The following is a 23,487-nucleotide window of genomic DNA, read 5'->3' as shown; positions in this document are numbered from 1 at the left end:
AGGTGCCATCCAATATGAAACTTCATGAGTTAAAACCAGCAGAAGGTTCCCGTAAAGTACGTAACCGCGTAGGTCGCGGTATCGGTTCTGGTAACGGTAAAACTGCAGGTAGAGGTCATAAAGGTCAAAACTCTCGTTCTGGCGGCGGTGTACGCCCAGGATTCGAAGGTGGTCAAAACCCTTTATTCCGTCGTTTACCGAAACGCGGCTTTACTAACATTAACCGTAAAGAGTACGCGATCGTTAATCTTGATACATTAAACCGTTTTGAAGATGGTGCAGAGGTAACAACTGCATTATTACTTGAAACAGGTTTAGTGAGCAATGAAAAAGCTGGAATTAAAGTTCTTGGAAACGGAACTCTTAATAAAAAGCTTACAGTAAAAGCTCATAAATTCTCAGCTTCGGCTAAAGAAGCAATTGAAAATGCCGGCGGAACTACTGAGGTGATTTAATGTTTCAGACAATCTCTAACTTTATGCGTGTTCGAGATATACGAAATAAAATCATTTTCACTCTTCTAATGTTAATCGTTTTCCGTATTGGTACGTTTGTACCAGTACCGAACGTTGACGCTAATGTATTACAGGCAACTGATGAGTTCAATCTCGTTGGTTTCCTCAATACTTTTGGCGGTGGTGCTTTAAAGAACTTCTCTATCTTTGCGATGGGGATTATGCCTTACATCACTGCTTCAATCATTGTTCAGTTATTGCAAATGGACGTAGTACCGAAATTTGCTGAGTGGGCAAAGCAAGGTGAAGTCGGAAGACGTAAACTTGCTCAATTTACTCGTTACTTTACAATTGTTCTTGCTTTTATCCAATCATTCGCGATGTCATTTGGCTTTAATAAAATGTATGGCGGATCATTGATTAAAGAAGAAGGAGTTTTAACTTACGTTACGATTTCCATTGTATTGACAGCGGGTACAGCATTCCTAGTATGGCTTGCTGAACAAATTACTGCGCATGGTGTTGGGAATGGTATTTCTGTTATAATTTTCGCAGGTATCGTTGCGGCATTACCAACAAGTATCAACCAAATCTATGCACAGCAAATTGAGGGCGCTGGTGATAAGCTATTTATCAATCTAGTGATCCTTGGATTACTTGTTTTAGTTATGCTTGCAGTTGTTGTTGGGGTTATCTACGTGCAACAAGCACTACGTAAAATTCCAATTCAATATGCAAAACGAGTTACTGGACGTAACCAACAAACTGGTGGTCAACAAACGCATTTACCGTTAAAAGTGAATGCTGCAGGGGTTATTCCGGTAATCTTTGCATCAGCGTTTCTAATGACACCACGTACGTTAGTTCCGTTCTTTGGTGAAAGTGCCGTAACAACATTCATTGAAAACACGTTTGATTATACAAAACCTGTTGGAATGATTATTTACGTTGCATTGATCGTCGCGTTCACATATTTCTATGCATTCGTACAAGTGAATCCGGAAAATGTGGCAGATAACTTGAAAAAACAAGGTGCTTACATTCCAGGTATTCGTCCTGGTGAAAGCACACAAACGTATTTAACAAGCGTGTTATATCGTCTGACATTTGTCGGTGCGATTTTCTTAACTGTTATTTCTGTAATGCCGATTATATTCACAAACTTTATGAATCTACCTGCTACAGTGCAGATCGGTGGTACTAGTATAATTATCGTGGTCGGCGTAGCGCTAGAAACGATGAAACAGCTAGAATCTCAACTTGTTAAACGTCACTACAAAGGCTTTATGAAATAATGTTGGTTTTTAGGGAACGTTCTATCGTTTCCTGAAATCAGCAAACCTTTTGTGGGGGGAATATTTCCGTATGAATATCGTTTTAATGGGTCTGCCAGGTGCTGGTAAAGGTACACAGGCAGATAAAATCGTTGAGAAGTACGCGATTCCTCATATTTCTACAGGCGATATGTTCCGTGCTGCTATGAAAGATGGCACAGAACTAGGCTTACAGGCTAAATCGTTTATTGATCAAGGTGCTCTAGTACCTGATGAAGTAACGATTGGTATTGTTCGTGAGCGACTTGCTAAACCTGATTGTGAAAAAGGATTCTTACTTGATGGTTTCCCACGTACTGTTCCTCAAGCTGAAGCTTTAGACAGCATTCTTGCGGATCTTGGCAAAGTTATTGAGCATACGTTAAACATCCAGGTTGAAAAGGATGAGCTAATTGCTCGTTTATCAGGTCGTCGTATTTGTAAAACTTGTGGTACATCTTATCATTTAATTTTCAATCCTCCAGCAGAGGAAGGGAAATGTGATAAAGATGGTGGCGAGCTTTATACACGTGCGGATGATAATCCTGAAACGGTTGCGAACCGTCTGGAAGTAAATATGAAACAAGCACAACCTTTACTTGACTACTATCAAGTAAAAAATGTGTTAACAAATATAGATGGACAGCAAGATATTAATATAGTGTTTGCTGATCTTGATGCTCTATTACAGGGCAGCCGCAGCTGATACCCGGCTCCGGGCGCAGAATACTGCTTCCGCGGGAGGCATGCGGGAGCAACAACGAAACATAATTTTTTTGAGAGTTGCAAAAGCATATTGTGCCCGGTATATATTTCTTTTAAAAAGTGCAACATTACTTTTGAAAGAGTATAATGGGTTTCGTGGAAGCATCTGTGTAACGGGTATGAATATCTCATCAAAGACATTCCGGTATTCGTGTAAACATGGGAGATTCAGTTCCCTTACTGGTTCTGTATATTCCGTGGATTGTGTGAAGCGAAACCAGACGAGCGTCTTTCAAACATCTCTCATACAATCCAAACATATGTTGAAACGAGGTTGCTTCTATGGTTGCAGCAGATATCCGTTTGATGTAACGATGAGAACTTTAATTTGCATATAGAGAGGAGACAGAGTAGATGGCGAAAGATGATGTAATTGAAGTCGAAGGGACAGTTGTTGAGACTTTGCCAAACGCGATGTTTAAGGTAGAATTAGAAAATGGACATGTGATTCTAGCACACGTTTCTGGTAAGATTCGTATGCACTTTATCCGTATTCTACCTGGAGATAAGGTTACTATCGAGTTATCTCCTTATGATTTAACTCGCGGTCGTATCACATACCGTTTTAAATAATCTTTTGCGCTCCGGACTACTAAGGAGGTTAGGTTAGATGAAAGTGAGACCATCTGTGAAACCGATCTGCGAAAAATGTAAAGTAATTCGCCGACGCGGTAAAGTAATGGTAATCTGTGAAAATCCTAAACACAAACAAAAACAAGGTTAATTCTAAAGGAGGTGCACAACGTACATGGCACGTATTGCTGGTGTTGACATTCCTCGCGACAAACGCGTGGTAATTTCATTAACGTACATTTTCGGTATTGGTAAAACTACAGCTCAGAAAGTACTAGCTGACGCAGGTATTTCAGAAGATACACGCGTACGCGACTTAACTGAAGATGAGTTAAACAAAATCCGTGAACAATTAGATTCATACAAACTTGAAGGTGACTTACGTCGCGAAACTTCATTAAACATTAAACGTCTGATGGAAATCGGTTCATTCCGTGGTATCCGTCACCGTCGTGGTTTACCTGTTCGTGGTCAAAATACGAAGAACAATGCGCGTACGCGTAAAGGTCCTCGTAAAACAGTTGCGAACAAGAAAAAATAATAAGTAAAGGAGGTTCCTTCTTAACATGGCTCGTAAACAACAAACTCGTAAACGTCGTGTGAAAAAGAATATCGAATCAGGTATTGCACATATTCGTTCTACATTTAACAATACAATCGTAACGATTACAGATATGCAAGGTAACGCTGTATCTTGGTCAAGTGCTGGTGCTCTTGGTTTCCGTGGTTCACGTAAATCTACACCATTCGCTGCTCAAATGGCTGCAGAAACTGCTGCTAAAGCATCCCTTGAACATGGTCTGAAAACGTTGGAAGTAACTGTTAAAGGTCCTGGTGCAGGTCGTGAAGCTGCAATTCGTGCACTTCAAGCTGCTGGTTTAGAAGTAACTGCTATTAAAGACGTTACTCCAGTTCCTCATAATGGTTGCCGTCCGCCAAAACGTCGTCGCGTGTAATGGGTGCGTCTCATATTGTATGAGAACATCATTTTTTGTACAGACTGTCTTGTGCAGATAATAAACGATACGTCATTGACGATCGAATCTATGATGGAAAGAACCTATACATTCGATGTTTTGAGGGAGGGTAAATGAAATGATCGAAATTGAAAAACCAAAGATTGAAACGGTGGAGATCAGCGAAGATTCCAAATATGGAAAGTTTGTTGTAGAACCGCTTGAACGCGGATATGGAAACACTTTGGGTAATTCTTTACGTCGTATCCTTCTGTCTTCATTACCAGGAGCTGCTGTCACTTCAATTCAAATTGACGGTGTTCTTCACGAATTCTCAACTGTAGAAGGCGTAGTAGAAGATGTAGCTTCAATTATTTTGAACGTGAAAAAACTAGCTCTTAAAATCTACTCTGACGAAGAAAAAGTTATTGAGATTGATGTAAAAGGCGATGGTACAGTTACGGCTGCTGATATTACACATGACAGTGATGTAGAAATTTTAAACCCGGATCTATATATTGCAACAATCGCTAAAAACGGTCATTTACGTATGCGTATGTACGCTCAACGCGGCCGTGGTTACACTCCTGCTGATCAAAACAAACGTGAGGATCTTCCTATCGGCGTGATCCCGATCGACTCTATTTACACTCCAGTATCACGCGTCAATTTCCAAGTGGAAAATACTCGTGTAGGTCAGTCTTCTGACTACGATAAACTTTCTCTTGATGTGTGGACAGATGGTAGCATCGGTCCGAAAGAGGCGATTTCGCTCGGAGCAAAAATTTTAACCGAGCATCTAAACATCTTCGTTGGCATGACAGATGAGGCACAAACTGCTGAAATCATGGTCGAAAAAGAAGAAGATCAAAAAGAAAAAGTTTTAGAGATGACTATCGAAGAACTTGATCTTTCTGTTCGTTCTTATAACTGCTTGAAACGCGCTGGTATTAACACAGTACTAGAACTTGCGAATAAGTCAGAAGACGATATGATGAAAGTTCGTAACCTTGGACGTAAGTCACTAGAAGAAGTAAAAGCGAAGTTAGAAGAGCTTGGTTTAGGATTACGCAAAGAAGACTAAGCGATTTAAACAAAACTTACAAGATCAGATATTTTTTAATAAAGGAGGGAAACATCCATGGGTTACAGAAAACTTGGTCGTACAAGTTCTCAACGTAAAGCGATGTTACGTGACTTAGCTACTGATTTAATCATCAACGAGCGTATCGAAACTACTGAGGCTCGCGCTAAAGAAGTACGTAAAGCTGTTGAAAAAATGATTACTTTAGGTAAACGCGGAGATTTACACGCACGCCGTCAAGCTGCTGCATTCATCCGTCGTGAACTAGTAACAACTACTGATGCAGAAGGTAACGAAACAACTTCATTTGCACTTCAAAAGTTATTTGATGATGTTGCACCACGTTATGCAGAGCGTCAAGGTGGTTACACTCGTATTCTTAAAGTAGGTCAACGTCGTGGTGACGGTGCACCTGTTGTTGTGATTGAATTAGTTTAATCATAATAGAAGACAAGTGGTGAAGAGGGTGGAATCACCACCCTCTTTCTTTATAAATGATTTATACGACAAATAATTAAGCTGAGCGTTATGATGAGCGGACACTGTTGTGTGGCGTCTCGTTTAGCTCTCCGCACCTCATTCAGAGGAAACAAGGGCTTGAGCACCCATGTTTCTTGAAAATGTAACGACTAGCGCATTTCTATCGAATGAGGTGCGCGCTTTTTTATTTTTTAGAGAAGTATTTGATAGCGCCAATAGTGGTGCTTTTTTTAATATACGGGCTTTTTATATTTTGTTTCTAAAATAATTGTTATCAGAACGTTTGGATAACTTTTAAGTCTTTACTTTAATATTTGATGTACTTAAATTTGAGATATCATTTTGTATATTAAAAGATAATTTATACATTAAATTTAGAACTATATAGGAAAACAAAAGAAAGTCTTTTTTGCACTTTTCTTTTATCGACATAATGATTGTAGTAGAATTCATACATAAAAAAGTGTAAGTTAGTTAGTAGAGCTGAGCAAGTAGAGAGGAGTTCTAGAAATGCCAGAAATTTTATCATTAAATAATGTGACATTTTCATATACACCAGAAGAAGAACGAAGTCGTAATGCTGTTGAAAATGTAAGCTTTTCGGTACAGGAAGGGGATTGGATTGCCATTGTCGGCCATAACGGTTCTGGTAAATCCACGATTGCGAAGCTTATGAATGGCTTGCTATACCCACAACAGGGCGATGTGCGTATACTGCGCGAAGTGTTGAATGAGGAAAACCTATGGGAGAGCCGTTCACAGATGGGCATGGTTTTTCAAAATCCAGACAATCAATTTGTTGGAGCGACAGTGCAGGATGATGTTGCTTTCGCCCTTGAAAATAACGGAGTACCGTTCGAAGAGATGGTGGAACGTGTACATGCAGCACTCGGACAAGTAAAAATGGGTAATTTTTTAGATCACGAGCCACATCACTTATCAGGTGGGCAAAAGCAGCGTGTTGCTATTGCCGGTGCACTTGCATTGAAACCAAAGCTCCTGATTCTAGACGAAGCTACGTCAATGCTAGATCCACAGGGACGTGCGGAGGTATTACAGACAGTACAAGCATTACGTGCTGAAACAGGGCTAACGGTAATATCCATTACACACGATTTAGAGGAAGCGATGCTTGCAGATCGTGTTCTCTTTATGAATGATGGAAAAAAATTTGCTGAAGGTTCACCTGATGAAATTTTTGCGCTGGGGGACAAGTTAGTTGAGTTCGGGCTAGACTTACCATTTGCCATGAAGTTATCAAAGTTATTACAAAAGGAAGGTGTTCCGTTAATGGGACAACATATGACAGAAGAAGAGTTGGTGAATGATTTATGGACATCAAACTTCAACAAATAAGTTATGCCTATGCACAGGGTACGCCTTTTGAAAAACGTGCATTATTCGATGTAGATTTTGAAATTCCTTCACATACGTATCAGGCGATAATTGGGCATACTGGCTCCGGTAAGTCGACAATTCTTCAACATTTTAATGCACTTCTAAAACCAACTTCAGGGGAAGTACATATTGGAGATCGCATTGTTGTAGCTGGAAAAAAGGCGAAGGATTTAAAGGCTGTACGTCAAAAGGTTGGTATTGTGTTTCAATTCCCGGAGCATCAGTTATTTGAAGAAACGGTATTAAAGGATATTATGTTTGGTCCTATGAACTTTGGTGTATCGGAGAAAGAGGCCGAAGCGCGAGCAAGAGAACTTGTAGGCTTAGTAGGTTTACCAGAGGACGTACTTGAAAAATCACCTTTTGATTTATCAGGTGGCCAAATGCGCAGAGTGGCCATTGCTGGTGTATTAGCGATGGAGCCTGAAGTTATTGTATTAGATGAACCAACTGCAGGGCTTGATCCACGTGGTCAGAAAGAGATTATGGATATGTTTTATAAGCTACATCAGGAACGTGGTTTAACGACGATTCTCGTTACGCATAGTATGGAGGACGCAGCTCGTTATGCAGACAATATCGTCATTATGCATGAAGGGAAAAATGTATTACGTGGTACACCACAAGACATTTTCAAAGATGTGGAGACATTAAAAAATCTTCGCTTAGAACCACCTCGTATCGTACGCTTTCAACAAAAAATCGAAAAAATGATTAATACACCCTTCTCAAAGATATGCTTAACCGAAGAAGAGCTAGCAACTGAAATTGCTCGAGTGCTAAGAGAGGAGCGTGCAGAATCATGATGGAGAAAATGATATTTGGACGCTTCCTACCAGGGGATTCTCCAGTTCATAAGCTCGACCCACGATCAAAGCTTATATTTGTGTTTGCGTTCATTATTATTGTTTTTTTAGCAAACAATACAGTGACATATGCCCTACTATTGGCATTTACCTTACTCGTTGTACTAGTGTCACGTATTCGCCTGTATTTTTTAATTAATGGTCTAAAGCCAGTGCTCTTTTTAATGGCTTTTACATTCCTGCTGCATATTTTTATGACGAGGGAAGGCGCTGTAGTTTTCGAATGGAAGTTTATCACGATCTATGAAGAAGGTCTCCGACAAGGGATATTTATTTCGATACGTTTCTTAGTTCTAGTGTTTATGACATCTATCTTAACGCTTACCACATCACCGATTTCTATTACGGATGGTATTGAAGTACTGCTAAATCCATTAAAAGCGGTGAAAGTGCCTGTGCATGAGTTAGCTCTGATGATGTCTATATCATTGCGCTTTATTCCAACGTTAATGGATGAAACAGATAAAATCATGAAGGCGCAAATGGCACGTGGCTCTGATTTATCTTCTGGACCGATAAAAGATCGTATCAAAGCGGTTGTACCATTATTGGTGCCTCTCTTTGTAAGTGCTTTTAAACGAGCCGAGGATTTAGCAACAGCTATGGAAGTAAGAGGTTACCGTGGAGGAGAAGGCCGTACAAGATATCGCAAGCTAAAGTGGGATATGAGTGATACATTTGCACTCGTGCTATTAGGAGCAATGGCCGTTTTACTATTCTTCTATAGAAGTTAAAAGGAGTAACTTTATGCGACGATTAAAAGTAATAATTAGTTATGATGGAACGCAATTTTCTGGCTATCAAATACAGCCTGGGGAGCGGACAGTACAGGCAGAACTTGAGCGTGTTCTAGCCATTATGCATAAAGGGGAAAAGGTAAAGGTAACAGCGAGTGGACGTACAGATGCAAGAGTGCATGCAATAGGCCAAACCTTGCATTTTGATTCACCACTTGCGATCCCAGTAGATAAATACATGAAGGCATTGAATGTTCAACTGCCAAGAGATATTCGAGTAATGTCGATTGAAGAAGTAGCTGTGGATTTTCACGCGCGCTACAGTGTAACAGGGAAGCGGTATCGATATATATGGTCATGTGAGTCTGTACAGAGTCCATTTCGTAGACATTATACGGTAGAGACAAATGGTGTAAAACCAAATGTTGAGGCAATGCAGGAGGCAGCAAGAGCTATTATCGGTACACATGATTTTTCATGCTTTTGTGCAGCCAATACAAGTGTCAAAGATAAGGTGCGAACGGTAACGACGCTACAATTTGAATGGCATGGTGAAGAGCTACATATGGTAATTGAAGGGAATGGCTTCTTGTATAATATGGTACGTATTATCGCAGGCACACTTTGGGAAGTCGGTATAGGACGTCGTGACATTGAAAACGTGGAGTTAGTCGTTAAATCTATGAATCGCGATCAGGCGGGTAAGACTGCACCTCCACAAGGTCTGTATCTTGAGCAAGTCTTCTATTAAAGAATCACCACCAAAAGTTAAGATGCCATTTTAGAACGTATGCCATGCAGATAAGTTGATTGGAGTGGAGGCTGGGCGACTCCTTGGGGATCAGCAATAGAGGAACGCAGGCTAAAACCATCACGTCCTGTGATAACGCCTTCGTGACCAACATCGTGTTGGCCCGAGACCCTGGAGCGAGCAACGCGAGTGAAGCGGCTCATCGGACGCTCCCAGGAAGCTTTGCTCTGTGCGAAAGCGTAGTGCTAACGAAGCGACAGCAATGTTTTATCTGTGCGAAAGTGCAACGACAGCAACAACAAATGTTTTATCTGCGCGAAAGCGAAGCGTCAGAGGCAAAGCGCCCAGCCGGAACGGAAATCAACCCCACGTTATGGTGACGAATCATTAAGAAGAACAACTAGCAAATGTTATAGAATCCTTGAAGCGAAATATCATTGTATTTTTACAAAATAAAGGCTCACAGACGCCTTAATTTTAACAATTAATGAATCTGAACAACTTCTCCAGGTGTTTATTGAAATTGCTTGACTTTAAAAGTCATTCATTATATGATAACAGATGGTATTTTCATTACCACCACAAATAAGCCCCGAAAACTTATAGTGTAGTTTAATGAAAAATAACGGTAATCGAATCGATTAGGAGGATATATACATGCGTACAACATTCATGGCTAAAGGTCACGAAGTAGACCGTAAATGGCTAGTAGTTGATGCAGAAGGCCAAACTCTTGGACGTTTAGCTTCTGAAGTAGCTGCTATCTTACGTGGTAAACATAAACCAACATTCACACCAAACGTTGATACAGGTGATCACGTAATCATCATCAACGCTGACAAAATCCATTTAACTGGTAACAAATTAGAGGGTAAACTTTACCGTCACCATACTCAATTTGCGGGTGGTTTAAAAACTCGTACTGCTGGTGAAATGTTAGATAAATACCCAACACGAATGATCGAATTAGCAATTAAAGGGATGCTTCCTAAAAACTCTTTAGGTCGCAAAATGTTCACTAAACTTAACGTTTACACTGGAACAGAGCATCCACATGCTGCACAAAAACCAGAAGCTTACGAGCTTCGCGGATAATATAAATTAAGAGGAGGATATTACTTTGGCACAAGTTCAATACATCGGCACTGGTCGCCGTAAAAGCTCTGTAGCTCGCGTACGTTTAGTACCAGGTACAGGTAAAATTGTTATCAACAAACGTGAAATCGAAGAATACGTACCATTCGCTGCATTACGCGAAGTAATTAAACAACCATTAGTGGCTACTGAAACAACTGGAAGCTACGATATCCACGTAAACGTTAACGGTGGTGGATACACTGGTCAAGCTGGTGCAGTACGTCACGGTATCGCTCGTGCTCTACTTCAAGTAGACCCAGATTTCCGTGCTGCATTAAAATCTGCTGGATTACTTACTCGTGATTCACGCATGAAAGAACGTAAAAAACCAGGTCTACGCGGCGCTCGTCGTGCACCTCAGTTCTCAAAACGTTAATCATACGATTATATCAACGTTTTCAAGCCCTTTCCCGGTTCTGTCGGGAAAGGGTTTTTTGTATGCATTGAACCCCTTTGCTATGTGAGTGGTTCTGGAAAGCTGGTAGGAAAATACCCCAAACGCACAATAAAGTTTGGTCTGGTCAACCGACTTCATGCGAAAGGGGCACCCAAATGTTAATGCTATAAGAAAGTACAAAGAATGGCAGGTAGCTTTAAGTTAGGAGTCACAGATACCTACCAAAAAAGATAGATACAATTCTTCTTTTATAACAGAAAAGGGCTGGAACAAAACTGGGCCAAACCCTTAAAAAACGCGAGAAATCAATTTTAGAAACGTTGATTTCTCGCGCTATTCTGATGAAAATTATTCATAAGCCTTTCCCGACGATAAGTTCAATGCTTCGCCGCATAAAACTGGCGATGAAGTTTATGAACTTCCTCCACAAGCTCAGGAACAGGGCCTTCTATTGTAGTATCACGTATGACTTCATGAATAGGCAAACTGCGTACACGTGATGTATAAACGACGTCCATCGCATTCAGCCATTGTGTTAACTGTTTTGAGGAACTTACATAAACAATCCGACCTAAGCCAACCCATCCGTGAGCGGCAGCGCACATTGGGCAATGTTCACCAGAGGTGTATACGGTTGCCTTGCCTCGCTCTTCAGTAGTCATGTTTTCAGCAGCCCAACGTGCCAGCGCAAATTCTGGATGCTGAGTATAATCCCCGCCCGAAACATGATTATGGTCTTCCGCAAGCACGTCTCCGTTAGCAGAAACGAGAACTGAACCGAATGGCTCGTCTCCAATCTGCAAAGCAAATTTTGCAAGTTCAATACAGCGTCTTAGATGCTTTAAATCTGTCTCGTTTATCATGTTGAATCCTCCTTGAATATTAGAAGTAACTTACGATATTAAGTAATGAACTTTCATAAACGCTTTCCAATTAACGAGCCATTGCCTAAGATTTACCTATTATTTTCCTCTCCAACTTTTATTAATATGTTGTCGAATTTCATGAAATCCTAGTTTTCGAGCACGTTGCAACGGTGTCATCCCATCTCTATCCCCAATACTTGTATCAGCGTCAGATTGAACATGTCCGCGTTGAAGCAGGGATAATCGTTATGCCTCTTTCCGATTCTCGTTTCATCGTTCATTAAAAATATGGTAACATGAAGATATTTAAACAAAAAATATATTAATACTATCAATTACTTAAGTTTTTCATATATAAAAGGAGGTTTTCTTCGATGGACATAAGACAACTGCGATATTTTATTGCAATTGTAGAGGAAAAAAGCATTTCAGCTGCTGCGAAGAGACTGCATCTTTCTCAGCCTCCATTAAGTCAACAATTGAAAGCAATGGAAGAAGAACTAGGCTCAATATTAATAGAGAGAAGCAAAAAACATTTAGAAGTAACGGAAGCAGGGAAAGCCTTATATAAATATGCTTTACAAATGATTCAGTTAATGGACGAGGCAAAGATGGAAGTGAAGGAAGTAGGAAGTGGAGTAAAAGGTAGACTAACGATAGGTATAAATACGTTTTCGGATGTTTCGTTACCTGAAATCCTCCATCAGTTCCGAAATTACTACCCTAAGGTGACGTTTAAAATTCAGCAAAATGAGTCTGCTGTCCTTTGTCAATTAGTAAGAGATCGTGTAATTGAGTTAGCAATTATTCGATTACCGCTTGAGTTAAATGACTTTTCAGTTGTCCATCTTTATAATGAACCCTTTTATTTCATCACATCTAATAAACAGAAACCGTTCAATCATGAAGTGACGCTTACAGATGTTCAAAACTATCCAATAATACTACCAAGTACACAAGGTTTAGGTGTTCACTATTTGATTTTGGAAGCTTTTTCTCGAATGGATTTAAATCCTAATCTAGTTGGTGAGTGCTCTGATATTTCTCTGTTAATGGATTTAATTTCATCTGATTTTTGCACATCGATTGTTCCAGAGACATTGCTTAAACGTCATAAAGGGTATGCTATACATGCTTATAAAATTTCAGGTGCAACTGAGTTTTCGTCACCTGCTGGGTTAATATGGATGAAGAATTATCGCTTGTCCAATACCGCCCAACACTTTATCGAATTACTTAAAAATCATTTGCAACTGCATACATAACTGCATAGAATTGCAAAAACCTTGTCACTTCACTTTAGTGGCGGGTTTTTTGCGTTTTTTAGTACTAGAAAAATAAACATATATCAAGTATTTGCATTTACCGATAAAAAGTTACCGCTGATTTAGTAATAAACAAGGATGAGTATTTAATGTGAAAATGGTTGATACTACTTATAGGTTGATTATTTATGCTAAAAAATGGAGGTTAGTACCTATGAAAAAGCTATTAATTGTATCACTTGCAACAATGGCACTACTTGCTGCATGTCAAAATAAGGAAGATGTTAAAAAAATGGAGGAAGTAAAAACAGAAAATACTGCAGATAAAAGGCAAGTAGAAATAACAAAAGGTCAAGCAAATGCCAATATTCTTAGTAGTACAAACTGGCAGGGAACAAAAGTTTACGATAAAAATAAAAAAGATTTAACAGCTGAAAATTCAAATTTTATTGGTTTAGCCAAATATGACGCTAAGTCAGGACGTTATGAATTCTTCGATCCAAATACAGGTCGAAGCCGCGACGATAAAGGTGTTTTCTTTATTACGAATGATGGAAAACATAGAATATTGATTTCAGAGACGAAAAATTATCAAGCAATTGTTGAAATTACTGAGCTAAAAAATAATATGTTCACTTATAAACGAATGGGGAAAGATGCAAATGGTAACGATGTAGAAGTATTCGTTGAGCATGTCCCTTATAAGGATAAAAAGCTTACATTTACTGAACCAGATAAAACTTTAAATACTTCTACAGGCACTATCGTAAAAGATGTTGATGGAGATAAGATTTTAGCCGATACACTTTGGCAGGGAACCGTTGTATTAGATGTAAACAAAAATGATGTAACACAATATAATACTAATTTTATTAGCCTTGCGAAATATGATGCTAATACGAATAAATATGAATTTTTCAACCTTGACACGGGTAACAGCCGTGGTGACTATGGTTACTATAATGTTATCGATGGCAATAAATTACGAGCACATGTTTCAATTGGCGATAATAAATATGGAGCTGTACTCGAAATTACTGAGCTAAATAATAAGAAGTTCACGTATAAAAGAACTGGCAAAGGCAAAGATGGTAAGGATATAACAGTATTTGTTGAGCATGAGCCTTATACAGGTAAGTTTAAACCAGAATTTACACTAAAATAAACAGCAATAGTCCTCGTGCAGATCAAGATCAAACTCTCAAATTCAATACTTGAGAGTTTTTTTTACTTTCTGGCATAGTTTAATCACTAACTTCGTACACTGAATGTAAAAGGGTGGTGGATATAGGTGAAGCGCTGGCTTGCACTAGGAGTAATTATGCTGATGAGTATAGTGGTCGTGGCATACGAAACGAATGCTTCGGACCGCAACTTCTTCTTACCGGACCCACTTGGTGGCCTGAAAATAGTTATTGATGCGGGGCACGGAGGTCAGGATGGAGGGGCTTCAAAGGGCGAAGTAATTGAAAAGGAGATTACACTTGCAATTGCTCAGCATGTGGAGAAGCAATTAAAGAAAAAAGGCGCAACAGTCGTAATGACACGAACAAAAGATGGAGATGTTATCGACGAGCACGCGTCATCAGAAAAGTATGGAACATTAAGAGAACGAAAGAAGCAGGACATCTTTCTAAGAAAAGACATAGTAGAAAAGGAAAAACCGGATGTTTTTATTACAATTCATGCAAATGCCATTCCTGAAACAAAATGGCGTGGAGCACAGGTGTTTTATCATAAAGAGGGACATGCTGAAAGTGAATTATTAGCCAAGAGCATTCAAGAATCTATTCGTACTAATTTGAAAAATACCGATCGAGAAGCGTTGTCTATAAAACAAATATATTTACTGAAAAAAGCTGAGGTACCTGCTGCTCTAGTAGAAACAGGGTTTATAAGTAATGATGAGGAACGTGCACTATTAACTGATAAAAAATACCAAGAAAAAATGGGAGATGCAATTGTTGAAGGTATTGAAGCGTATTTATTAGCTAAAATTGAATAGAGCAACAACACAACGTAAATCAAATCATTTATGATATACTAACATTGAGATAATATAAGGGGAGTGTTCGTCGTGATAACTGAACAACAAGTACATGAAATATTAGGACAACTACAAGATCCATTTTTACATAAATCACTTGCAGAAACAGACGGTATTACAAATGTAGCAATAAAAGAAGAGAAAAATCATGTCAGTGTAAAAATTGCGATTGCAAAAACAAATACACCTGAACAATTACAGTTCCAAATGAAAATTGTTGAAATTTTGAAAGAAGCGGGTGCTGATACAGTTGGTATTCGTTTCGAAGAGATGTCTGCAGAAAAACTTCAAAGCTTCCGTGGAGTTGCAACTGAGGCTGAGGCACAAGATATTTTATCTCCGCTTAGCACGGTACAAGTTATTTCAATTGCCTCTGGTAAAGGCGGTGTAGGGAAATCTACAGTATCAGTTAACTTAGCTGTTGCATTAGCTCGTCTAGGTAAGAAGGTTGGCTTGATTGATGCTGATATTTACGGATTCAGTGTACCTGATATGATGGGTGTTACAGATATGCCAAAAGTGGTAAATAATCGAATTTTCCCTGTTGATCGCCTTGGAGTGAAAATGATTTCAATGGGCTTCTTTGTTGAAAATAACGCACCGATTGTATGGCGTGGACCAATGTTAGGTAAAGTGTTAGATCAGTTCTTCCGTGATGTAGAATGGGGCGAGCTAGATTATCTACTATTGGATTTACCACCAGGTACAGGTGACGTTGCATTAGATATTCACCAGATGCTTCCTTCATCTAAAGAAATTGTCGTAACAACACCACATCCAACGGCAGCGTTCGTAGCAGCTCGTGCAGGTGCAATGGCTCTACAAACAGACCATGAAATTTTAGGTGTTGTTGAAAATATGGCATGGTATGAATCGAAATCTGGTGAACGTGAATTCGTTTTCGGTCAAGGGGGAGGTCCGAAATTAGCAGAAGAGCTACGTTCAGAGCTACTTGGCCAAATTCCTCTTGGTCAACCTGACTGGTCAGATGCAGATTTTGCACCTTCTGTTTATGCTGAAAAACACACAACAGGACAAATTTATTTAGACATCGCGACGAAAATCATTAATAAATTAAATAAATAATGAAAACGGATTTCCTCAAACAATAGAGGAAATCCGTTTTTTACATATAAGGGGTTACTGAGTGCTCTTTCCTTCTTTGTTTGTACCTTCACCGCCAGCTGCTTTTTTTCCACTGCCTTCAGCTTTCCCAGCTTCACCGCCGCTCTTCTTAATAAGCTCCTGCCATTTTGCTTGCATAAGTGGACTTTCTATCGTTTCTTTCACAATTTCCTCCACTTGTTTCCTCATGTTGGAGGATTTTAAAATAGTCTCTAACTGTTTTTGCATATCTGGCTGACCAAAGAATGCCTCCATATCCTTTTGGAAAGCAGGGTCTTTCATTAATTCCTTCATAATATCTTGCTGCTGCTTTTGCATACTTTTAGCTACGGTTTCCTTAAATTTTGGATCTTCAAATGTTTTCTTCCAAAATTCTTCTGCTTTCGGGGAAAGCAAGGTTTCCTCGGTAGCCTTCTTCACTTCTTCATGTTCCAAAACCAATAATTCACGGAAACTGGGGTCCTCTAAAAGCTGCCGCAACGCCTTTTTACCATCCTCGGTTTGTAAAGAGTCGATCATTATTTTTTTTATTTCATCATAGGACATGGTAGAGGTTTTCTCTTGTGAACAGGCAGAAAGAAAAAGTATTAGAAATAGCAATAAGGTAAATTTTCGCATTAATAATCAGTCCTTTCTATAGATAGACTCTTTCAATTATTGTTCACATTTACGATGACTTTATGTATTGGTTAGGATGAGAAATAGCTTTTTTAACGATGCATTGTTAAAATGAATACAGATATACATTGAGAAATTGGGGGACTTTTAGTTGTGACGATACGAAATTGGGCAAAGTTTTTCTTCTTTGCGATGCTCGTTGGTGGCGCAGTCAACGGAATTTGCAGTTTATTTATTCGATGGGAATTCTTCCAACCATATGCGGCAAATGGTCAATGGGGTGAATTTTTGGCCGGACTTTTATGGATGGTCTTCTTAGGATTTACAATGAGTGTTATTGCACAGGCAGGCTTTTTTGCGTATTTAACGCTCCATCAAGTGGGAGTTAATATTTTCAGAACACTTACATTATGGAATTGGGTACAGCTGTTATTAATTGCTATTACTATTTTCGATATTATTTTCTTCCGTTTTGTACCTGGCGTCAAGGATGGGCAAAGTTGGGTGTTCTATATTGGCTTGTTAATTGTATTAATATTCGGAGCCGTAGCAACAGCCGTTCAAAAAGTAAAATTAACAGGAAAAAAACATGTTTTCATTTCAGCTTTATTTTTTATGGTTGTCGTTACAACATTGGAATGGACAATTGCATTAATGGGTCGCGATGAAAATATTAACGAGTATGTTGCATTATTACTATTTCCACTACTCGCGGTAAATGCTTATCAATTATTAGTATTACCAAAATATAATGCGAAATCCGATGAGGATCGTCAAAAATTAGAAGCACGCCGTAAAGCACGTCTTGAACAAGCAAAAAATGCATAATAATTTAAAGAAAAAGTTGCCCCTAGAAAACGTAGGTGGCAACTTTTTTGTTATGGTGATTTTTTAGTTTGCACTTTATAGCCAAATATATTTTCCTCAACCGACATAAATTTATTTTGTTGTAGAAATGTGTTAAGCTCTTTAAACGAGATTTGATTATTTTGGTGTAAAGAAATAAAAACAAAATCTCCCTTTTGTATTTTTGGTGTTTTTTCCCCTTTCCAGATTAGAGAGGGAGAAAGTATATTCATCTGCTGTTGAAATAAGTTTTTTTGTAAACCCTGAGAATATTGATGGTTTCGAGTTGCAAACCAAAGCGGTGTTTCTTTCATGTGTTTTTCGTAAATATCAATATCTTTTTGCACGACGGCAAGATCAATGGGTTTATCCACTGAATCCTCAGGTCCTAATAATCCTATAGGTAGTTTTCTCTCTTGAATAATTTTTATGTGTTCGGGTGAACGTTCAATCCAAGCAGCATCTAACAAGAGAAGCGGATAAGGTGCTTTTACAGTTTTAAGCCAGTCCAACAGAGTTTCATCAGAAAAAGAAATTTCGACAATAAGTGATGTACCATAATATCCTTTTGTTACAACTGCTGGAGCATCAGCGATGTTAAATACAGAAATCATAGTAGAATTTATCGGCTTTATAAAGACAAAGAGTATTACAATAAAAAGCAGTGAAATCAACGTTTTACGAAACATCATAACGACCTCGTTTCTAGATAAAAATAAAGTTCTTAAAAAAACTTATGATTTAGTGTTGACTTTCATGAATAATCGATGTTATTATGTATAAGTCGCCAAGAGGTGACGCATTAAACGAAAAAATGAACCTTGAAAACTGAACAAGCAAAACGTAATCAATAAAGTTTTTAGTAACTAACCTTGAGTTAGTGAACAAAACAAAATTTTGGACATCAAACATGATGCCAGCAAAACAATTTGAGCTAATCAAATTTCTTTTTATGGAGAGTTTGATCCTGGCTCAGGACGAACGCTGGCGGCGTGCCTAATACATGCAAGTCGAGCGAACAGAGAAGGAGCTTGCTCCTTCGACGTTAGCGGCGGACGGGTGAGTAACACGTGGGCAACCTACCTTATAGTTTGGGATAACTCCGGGAAACCGGGGCTAATACCGAATAATCTATTTTACTTCATGGTGAAATACTGAAAGACGGTTTCGGCTGTCGCTATAAGATGGGCCCGCGGCGCATTAGCTAGTTGGTGAGGTAACGGCTCACCAAGGCGACGATGCGTAGCCGACCTGAGAGGGTGATCGGCCACACTGGGACTGAGACACGGCCCAGACTCCTACGGGAGGCAGCAGTAGGGAATCTTCCACAATGGGCGAAAGCCTGATGGAGCAACGCCGCGTGAGTGAAGAAGGTTTTCGGATCGTAAAACTCTGTTGTAAGGGAAGAACAAGTACAGTAGTAACTGGCTGTGCCTTGACGGTACCTTATTAGAAAGCCACGGCTAACTACGTGCCAGCAGCCGCGGTAATACGTAGGTGGCAAGCGTTGTCCGGAATTATTGGGCGTAAAGCGCGCGCAGGCGGTCCTTTAAGTCTGATGTGAAAGCCCACGGCTCAACCGTGGAGGGTCATTGGAAACTGGGGGACTTGAGTGCAGAAGAGGAAAGTGGAATTCCAAGTGTAGCGGTGAAATGCGTAGAGATTTGGAGGAACACCAGTGGCGAAGGCGACTTTCTGGTCTGTAACTGACGCTGAGGCGCGAAAGCGTGGGGAGCAAACAGGATTAGATACCCTGGTAGTCCACGCCGTAAACGATGAGTGCTAAGTGTTAGGGGGTTTCCGCCCCTTAGTGCTGCAGCTAACGCATTAAGCACTCCGCCTGGGGAGTACGGTCGCAAGACTGAAACTCAAAGGAATTGACGGGGGCCCGCACAAGCGGTGGAGCATGTGGTTTAATTCGAAGCAACGCGAAGAACCTTACCAGGTCTTGACATCCCGTTGACCACTGTAGAGATATGGTTTTCCCTTCGGGGACAACGGTGACAGGTGGTGCATGGTTGTCGTCAGCTCGTGTCGTGAGATGTTGGGTTAAGTCCCGCAACGAGCGCAACCCTTGATCTTAGTTGCCATCATTTAGTTGGGCACTCTAAGGTGACTGCCGGTGACAAACCGGAGGAAGGTGGGGATGACGTCAAATCATCATGCCCCTTATGACCTGGGCTACACACGTGCTACAATGGACGATACAAACGGTTGCCAACTCGCGAGAGGGAGCTAATCCGATAAAGTCGTTCTCAGTTCGGATTGTAGGCTGCAACTCGCCTACATGAAGCCGGAATCGCTAGTAATCGCGGATCAGCATGCCGCGGTGAATACGTTCCCGGGCCTTGTACACACCGCCCGTCACACCACGAGAGTTTGTAACACCCGAAGTCGGTGGGGTAACCTTTTGGAGCCAGCCGCCGAAGGTGGGATAGATGATTGGGGTGAAGTCGTAACAAGGTAGCCGTATCGGAAGGTGCGGCTGGATCACCTCCTTTCTAAGGATATTTTCGGAATACAAACCTAGGGTTTGTAAGATTACGTTTTGCGTTCAGTTTTGAAGGTTCATTCTTCTGAATGAAATACTTCAAAACTTGTTCTTTGAAAACTGGATAAAACGACATTGAAATTGTAACAAACACATTTATTTTTTAAGTTTTTTTTATAGGCTTAATAATTTAAGAAGGTTTCAAGACACGAGTAGTTCTAGGAAGCAAACGAGAGAAGGAAGGAGCGTACCTATGTACGTGACTGACTGAACGAGTGAAGCTGACGACGAAATACGATGTGTATTGAAAGCTGTAGGTTAAGTTATTAAGGGCGCACGGCGAATGCCTTGGCACTAGGAGCCGAAGAAGGACGGCACTAACACCGATATGCTTCGGGGAGCTGTAAGTGAGCTTTGATCCGGAGATTTCCGAATGGGGGAACCCACTACGTTTAATCGCGTAGTATCTTGACGTGAATACATAGCGTCTTGAAGGCAGACCCAGGGAACTGAAACATCTAAGTACCTGGAGGAAGAGAAAGAAAAATCGATTCCCTGAGTAGCGGCGAGCGAAACGGGAAGAGCCCAAACCAAGAGGCTTGCCTCTTGGGGTTGTAGGACACTCAATACGGAGTTACAAAAGAGCGAGTTAGATGAAGCGACTTGGAAAGGTCCGCCAGAGCAGGTAAAAGCCCTGTAGTCGAAAGTTCGTTCTCTCCTGAGTGGATCCTGAGTACGGGGGAACACGTGAAATTCCGTCGGAATCCGGGAGGACCATCTCCCAAGGCTAAATACTACCTAGTGACCGATAGTGAACCAGTACCGTGAGGGAAAGGTGAAAAGCACCCCGGAAGGGGAGTGAAAGAGATCCTGAAACCGTGTGCCTACAAGTAGTTAGAGCCCGTTAATGGGTGATAGCGTGCCTTTTGTAGAATGAACCGGCGAGTTACGATTACGTGCGAGGTTAAGCTTTAGAAGGCGGAGCCGCAGCGAAAGCGAGTCTGAATAGGGCGAATTAGTACGTGGTCGTAGACCCGAAACCAGGTGATCTACCCATGTCCAGGGTGAAGGTGAGGTAACACTTACTGGAGGCCCGAACCCACGCACGTTGAAAAGTGCGGGGATGAGGTGTGGGTAGCGGAGAAATTCCAATCGAACTTGGAGATAGCTGGTTCTCTCCGAAATAGCTTTAGGGCTAGCCTCGTGATGAGAATACTGGAGGTAGAGCACTGTTTGGACTAGGGGGCCATCCCGGTTTACCGAATTCAGACAAACTCCGAATGCCAGATATTTATACACGGGAGTCAGACTGCGAGTGATAAGATCCGTAGTCAAAAGGGAAACAGCCCAGACCACCAGCTAAGGTCCCAAAGTAATCGTTAAGTGGAAAAGGATGTGGCGTTGCACAGACAACCAGGATGTTGGCTTAGAAGCAGCCATCATTTAAAGAGTGCGTAATAGCTCACTGGTCGAGTGACGCTGCGCCGAAAATGTATCGGGGCTAAACGATTCACCGAAGCTGTGGATTGACATCTACGATGTCAGTGGTAGGAGAGCGTTCTAAGTGCGTTGAAGTCAGATCGGAAGGACTGGTGGAGCGCTTAGAAGTGAGAATGCCGGTATGAGTAGCGAAAGACGGGTGAGAATCCCGTCCACCGTATGACTAAGGTTTCCTGAGGAAGGCTCGTCCGCTCAGGGTTAGTCGGGACCTAAGCCGAGGCCGATAGGCGTAGGCGATGGACAACAGGTTGATATTCCTGTACCACCTCCTCACCGTTTGAGAAATGGGGGGACGCAGTAGGATAGGGCAAGCGCGCCGTTGGTTGTGCGCGTCCAAGCAGTAAGGCGTGTGTGTAGGCAAATCCGCACACTGTAACGTTGAGCTGTGATGGCGAGTCCGTATGGACGAAGTTCCTGATTTCACACTGCCAAGAAAAGCCTCTATCGAGGTGAGAGGTGCCCGTACCGCAAACCGACACAGGTAGTCGAGGAGAGAATCCTAAGGTGTGCGAGAGAACTCTCGTTAAGGAACTCGGCAAAATGACCCCGTAACTTCGGGAGAAGGGGTGCTCTTGAGCGTGCAAGCGCATGAGAGCCGCAGTGAATAGGCCCAGGCGACTGTTTAGCAAAAACACAGGTCTCTGCAAAACCGTAAGGTGACGTATAGGGGCTGACGCCTGCCCGGTGCTGGAAGGTTAAGAGGAGTGGTTAGCGCAAGCGAAGCTGCGAATTGAAGCCCCAGTAAACGGCGGCCGTAACTATAACGGTCCTAAGGTAGCGAAATTCCTTGTCGGGTAAGTTCCGACCCGCACGAAAGGCGTAACGATCTGGGCACTGTCTCAACGAGAGACTCGGTGAAATTATAGTACCTGTGAAGATGCAGGTTACCCGCGACAGGACGGAAAGACCCCGTGGAGCTTTACTGTAGCCTGATATTGAATTTTGGTACAACTTGTACAGGATAGGTAGGAGCCAGAGATCTCGGAGCGCCAGCTTCGAAGGAGGCGTCGGTGGGATACTACCCTGGTTGTATTGAAATTCTAACCCATGCCCCTTAGCGGGGCAGGAGACAGTGTCAGGCGGACAGTTTGACTGGGGCGGTCGCCTCCTAAAAGGTAACGGAGGCGCCCAAAGGTTCCCTCAGAATGGTTGGAAATCATTCGTAGAGTGTAAAGGCACAAGGGAGCTTGACTGCGAGACCTACAAGTCGAGCAGGGTCGAAAGACGGGCTTAGTGATCCGGTGGTTCCGCATGGAAGGGCCATCGCTCAACGGATAAAAGCTACCCCGGGGATAACAGGCTTATCTCCCCCAAGAGTCCACATCGACGGGGAGGTTTGGCACCTCGATGTCGGCTCATCGCATCCTGGGGCTGTAGTCGGTCCCAAGGGTTGGGCTGTTCGCCCATTAAAGCGGTACGCGAGCTGGGTTCAGAACGTCGTGAGACAGTTCGGTCCCTATCCGTCGTGGGCGTAGGAAATTTGAGAGGAGCTGTCCTTAGTACGAGAGGACCGGGATGGACACACCGCTGGTGTACCAGTTGTCTTGCCAAAGGCATCGCTGGGTAGCTATGTGTGGACGGGATAAGTGCTGAAAGCATCTAAGCATGAAGCCCCCCTCAAGATGAGATTTCCCATTACGCAAGTAAGTAAGATCCCTCAAAGACGATGAGGTAGATAGGTTCGAGGTGGAAGTGTGGTGACACATGGAGCTGACGAATACTAATCGATCGAGGACTTAACCAAAATGTTTGAAACATTCAATGCACGTTTATCCAGTTTTGAAAGAACAAAACCTTTCATATAAGGGTTTCAAGAT

General features: G+C 41.4%; 23 protein-coding genes, 2 rRNA genes and 2 pseudogenes. 24 read left to right on the top strand and 3 right to left on the bottom strand.

Annotation, left to right across the window (positions count from 1 at the left end; translation table 11 throughout):
- Positions 1 to 14 precede the first annotated feature (14 nt).
- The 17 genes and pseudogenes from rplO (at position 15) to rpsI (ending at position 10,891) form a co-directional block, all read left to right on the top strand.
- A complete protein-coding gene (gene rplO / locus AB9L17_RS24215; protein WP_010860592.1) occupies positions 15 to 455 on the top strand; it encodes a 50S ribosomal protein L15 in 441 nt (146 codons plus the stop codon).
- Entirely contained in the window at positions 455 to 1,750 is a 1,296-nt protein-coding gene (gene secY, locus AB9L17_RS24210; protein ID WP_068986536.1) for a preprotein translocase subunit SecY, read from the top strand. Before rplO ends, secY begins: the two co-directional genes overlap by 1 nt.
- A 70-nt stretch (positions 1,751 to 1,820) precedes the next feature.
- Positions 1,821 to 2,474, top strand: coding sequence for an adenylate kinase (locus AB9L17_RS24205; protein WP_068986535.1), 654 nt, complete (start codon positions 1,821 to 1,823; stop codon positions 2,472 to 2,474).
- A gap of 249 nt (positions 2,475 to 2,723) precedes the next feature.
- Positions 2,724 to 2,801: pseudogene (locus tag AB9L17_RS24200) on the top strand (type I methionyl aminopeptidase); the annotation flags it as partial.
- Between the two features lie 86 nt (positions 2,802 to 2,887).
- A complete protein-coding gene (infA, locus tag AB9L17_RS24195) occupies positions 2,888 to 3,106 on the top strand; it encodes a translation initiation factor IF-1 (protein ID WP_004233690.1) in 219 nt (72 codons plus the stop codon).
- A 37-nt stretch (positions 3,107 to 3,143) separates the two neighbouring features.
- Complete coding sequence (gene rpmJ / locus AB9L17_RS24190; RefSeq protein WP_000868344.1) at positions 3,144 to 3,257, top strand: 50S ribosomal protein L36; 114 nt, start codon at positions 3,144 to 3,146, stop codon at positions 3,255 to 3,257.
- A gap of 24 nt (positions 3,258 to 3,281) precedes the next feature.
- The gene (gene rpsM / locus AB9L17_RS24185; protein WP_004233729.1) at positions 3,282 to 3,647 is read left to right on the top strand and encodes a 30S ribosomal protein S13; all 366 of its coding nucleotides are present in this window, start codon (positions 3,282 to 3,284) and stop codon (positions 3,645 to 3,647) included.
- Positions 3,648 to 3,672: 25 nt separating this feature from the next.
- Positions 3,673 to 4,062, top strand: coding sequence for a 30S ribosomal protein S11 (rpsK, locus tag AB9L17_RS24180; RefSeq protein ID WP_036151912.1), 390 nt, complete (start codon positions 3,673 to 3,675; stop codon positions 4,060 to 4,062).
- 139 nt (positions 4,063 to 4,201) lie between these two features.
- Positions 4,202 to 5,146, top strand: a complete 945-nt coding sequence (locus AB9L17_RS24175; protein WP_004233733.1) for a DNA-directed RNA polymerase subunit alpha — start codon at positions 4,202 to 4,204, stop codon at positions 5,144 to 5,146.
- 57 nt (positions 5,147 to 5,203) lie between these two features.
- Positions 5,204 to 5,584: a 50S ribosomal protein L17 gene (rplQ, locus tag AB9L17_RS24170; protein ID WP_068986534.1), complete on the top strand. Its 381-nt coding sequence runs from the start codon at positions 5,204 to 5,206 to the stop codon at positions 5,582 to 5,584.
- A 552-nt stretch (positions 5,585 to 6,136) separates the two neighbouring features.
- On the top strand, positions 6,137 to 6,982 hold the full coding sequence (locus tag AB9L17_RS24165) for an energy-coupling factor ABC transporter ATP-binding protein (RefSeq protein ID WP_068986533.1): 846 nt from the start codon (positions 6,137 to 6,139) through the stop codon (positions 6,980 to 6,982).
- A complete protein-coding gene (locus tag AB9L17_RS24160) occupies positions 6,958 to 7,830 on the top strand; it encodes an energy-coupling factor ABC transporter ATP-binding protein (protein WP_068986532.1) in 873 nt (290 codons plus the stop codon). The genes AB9L17_RS24165 and AB9L17_RS24160 overlap by 25 nt, the downstream gene beginning before the upstream one ends.
- Complete coding sequence (locus AB9L17_RS24155; RefSeq protein WP_068986531.1) at positions 7,827 to 8,624, top strand: energy-coupling factor transporter transmembrane component T family protein; 798 nt, start codon at positions 7,827 to 7,829, stop codon at positions 8,622 to 8,624. Before AB9L17_RS24160 ends, AB9L17_RS24155 begins: the two co-directional genes overlap by 4 nt.
- Before the next feature lie 13 nt (positions 8,625 to 8,637).
- Positions 8,638 to 9,378, top strand: a complete 741-nt coding sequence (gene truA / locus AB9L17_RS24150) for a tRNA pseudouridine(38-40) synthase TruA (RefSeq protein WP_068986530.1) — start codon at positions 8,638 to 8,640, stop codon at positions 9,376 to 9,378.
- An 83-nt stretch (positions 9,379 to 9,461) separates the two neighbouring features.
- Positions 9,462 to 9,758 (top strand): hypothetical protein, encoded by a 297-nt coding sequence (locus tag AB9L17_RS24145; RefSeq protein WP_068986529.1) that lies wholly within the window; start codon positions 9,462 to 9,464, stop codon positions 9,756 to 9,758.
- A 277-nt stretch (positions 9,759 to 10,035) separates the two neighbouring features.
- The gene (gene rplM, locus AB9L17_RS24140) at positions 10,036 to 10,473 is read left to right on the top strand and encodes a 50S ribosomal protein L13 (protein ID WP_049662886.1); all 438 of its coding nucleotides are present in this window, start codon (positions 10,036 to 10,038) and stop codon (positions 10,471 to 10,473) included.
- Between the two features lie 25 nt (positions 10,474 to 10,498).
- Positions 10,499 to 10,891: a 30S ribosomal protein S9 gene (gene rpsI / locus AB9L17_RS24135; RefSeq protein ID WP_004233744.1), complete on the top strand. Its 393-nt coding sequence runs from the start codon at positions 10,499 to 10,501 to the stop codon at positions 10,889 to 10,891.
- 398 nt (positions 10,892 to 11,289) lie between these two features.
- On the opposite strand, the gene AB9L17_RS24130 is transcribed toward rpsI, so the two are convergent.
- Positions 11,290 to 11,775 carry a nucleoside deaminase gene (locus AB9L17_RS24130; RefSeq protein ID WP_068986528.1) on the bottom strand — a complete coding sequence of 162 codons (486 nt, stop codon included), beginning with the start codon at positions 11,773 to 11,775 and terminating at the stop codon, positions 11,290 to 11,292.
- Positions 11,776 to 12,152: 377 nt separating this feature from the next.
- On the opposite strand from AB9L17_RS24130, the gene AB9L17_RS24125 reads away from it, so the two are divergent.
- From AB9L17_RS24125 to AB9L17_RS24110, 4 genes and pseudogenes are all read left to right on the top strand, one after another.
- Positions 12,153 to 13,043: a LysR family transcriptional regulator gene (locus AB9L17_RS24125; RefSeq protein ID WP_375199900.1), complete on the top strand. Its 891-nt coding sequence runs from the start codon at positions 12,153 to 12,155 to the stop codon at positions 13,041 to 13,043.
- 340 nt (positions 13,044 to 13,383) lie between these two features.
- A pseudogene (locus tag AB9L17_RS24120) lies at positions 13,384 to 14,208 on the top strand (DUF4822 domain-containing protein); the annotation flags it as partial.
- A 126-nt stretch (positions 14,209 to 14,334) separates the two neighbouring features.
- Entirely contained in the window at positions 14,335 to 15,048 is a 714-nt protein-coding gene (locus AB9L17_RS24115; RefSeq protein WP_068986525.1) for an N-acetylmuramoyl-L-alanine amidase, read from the top strand.
- Between the two features lie 72 nt (positions 15,049 to 15,120).
- On the top strand, positions 15,121 to 16,176 hold the full coding sequence (locus tag AB9L17_RS24110) for a P-loop NTPase (protein WP_068986524.1): 1,056 nt from the start codon (positions 15,121 to 15,123) through the stop codon (positions 16,174 to 16,176).
- A gap of 54 nt (positions 16,177 to 16,230) precedes the next feature.
- Here AB9L17_RS24110 and gerD read toward each other — a convergent pair whose 3' ends face one another.
- Positions 16,231 to 16,833, bottom strand: a complete 603-nt coding sequence (gerD, locus tag AB9L17_RS24105) for a spore germination lipoprotein GerD (RefSeq protein WP_068986523.1) — start codon at positions 16,831 to 16,833, stop codon at positions 16,231 to 16,233.
- A 153-nt stretch (positions 16,834 to 16,986) separates the two neighbouring features.
- Here gerD and AB9L17_RS24100 point away from each other — a divergent pair, with 153 nt between their 5' ends.
- On the top strand, positions 16,987 to 17,661 hold the full coding sequence (locus AB9L17_RS24100) for a KinB-signaling pathway activation protein (RefSeq protein ID WP_068986522.1): 675 nt from the start codon (positions 16,987 to 16,989) through the stop codon (positions 17,659 to 17,661).
- A gap of 50 nt (positions 17,662 to 17,711) precedes the next feature.
- Here AB9L17_RS24100 and AB9L17_RS24095 read toward each other — a convergent pair whose 3' ends face one another.
- Positions 17,712 to 18,371, bottom strand: a complete 660-nt coding sequence (locus AB9L17_RS24095; protein ID WP_254660219.1) for a hypothetical protein — start codon at positions 18,369 to 18,371, stop codon at positions 17,712 to 17,714.
- Positions 18,372 to 18,628: 257 nt separating this feature from the next.
- Between AB9L17_RS24095 and AB9L17_RS24090 the strand changes: the two genes are divergently transcribed.
- Together AB9L17_RS24090 and AB9L17_RS24085 are read left to right on the top strand one after the other, a co-directional pair.
- Positions 18,629 to 20,180 (top strand): 16S ribosomal RNA (locus AB9L17_RS24090).
- A 306-nt stretch (positions 20,181 to 20,486) separates the two neighbouring features.
- Positions 20,487 to 23,414: ribosomal RNA gene (locus AB9L17_RS24085) — 23S ribosomal RNA — on the top strand.
- Together the 16S and 23S rRNA genes form the textbook arrangement of a ribosomal RNA operon.
- The last annotated feature ends 73 nt before the right edge of the window (positions 23,415 to 23,487 follow it).

This window comes from Lysinibacillus sp. RS11 (assembly GCF_042019215.1).
Taxonomy (GTDB): Bacteria; Bacillota; Bacilli; order Bacillales_A; family Planococcaceae; genus Lysinibacillus; species Lysinibacillus xylanilyticus_A.
The sequence above is the reverse complement of the archived record's forward strand: the minus strand, read 5'-3'. Positions and strand labels throughout refer to the sequence as shown.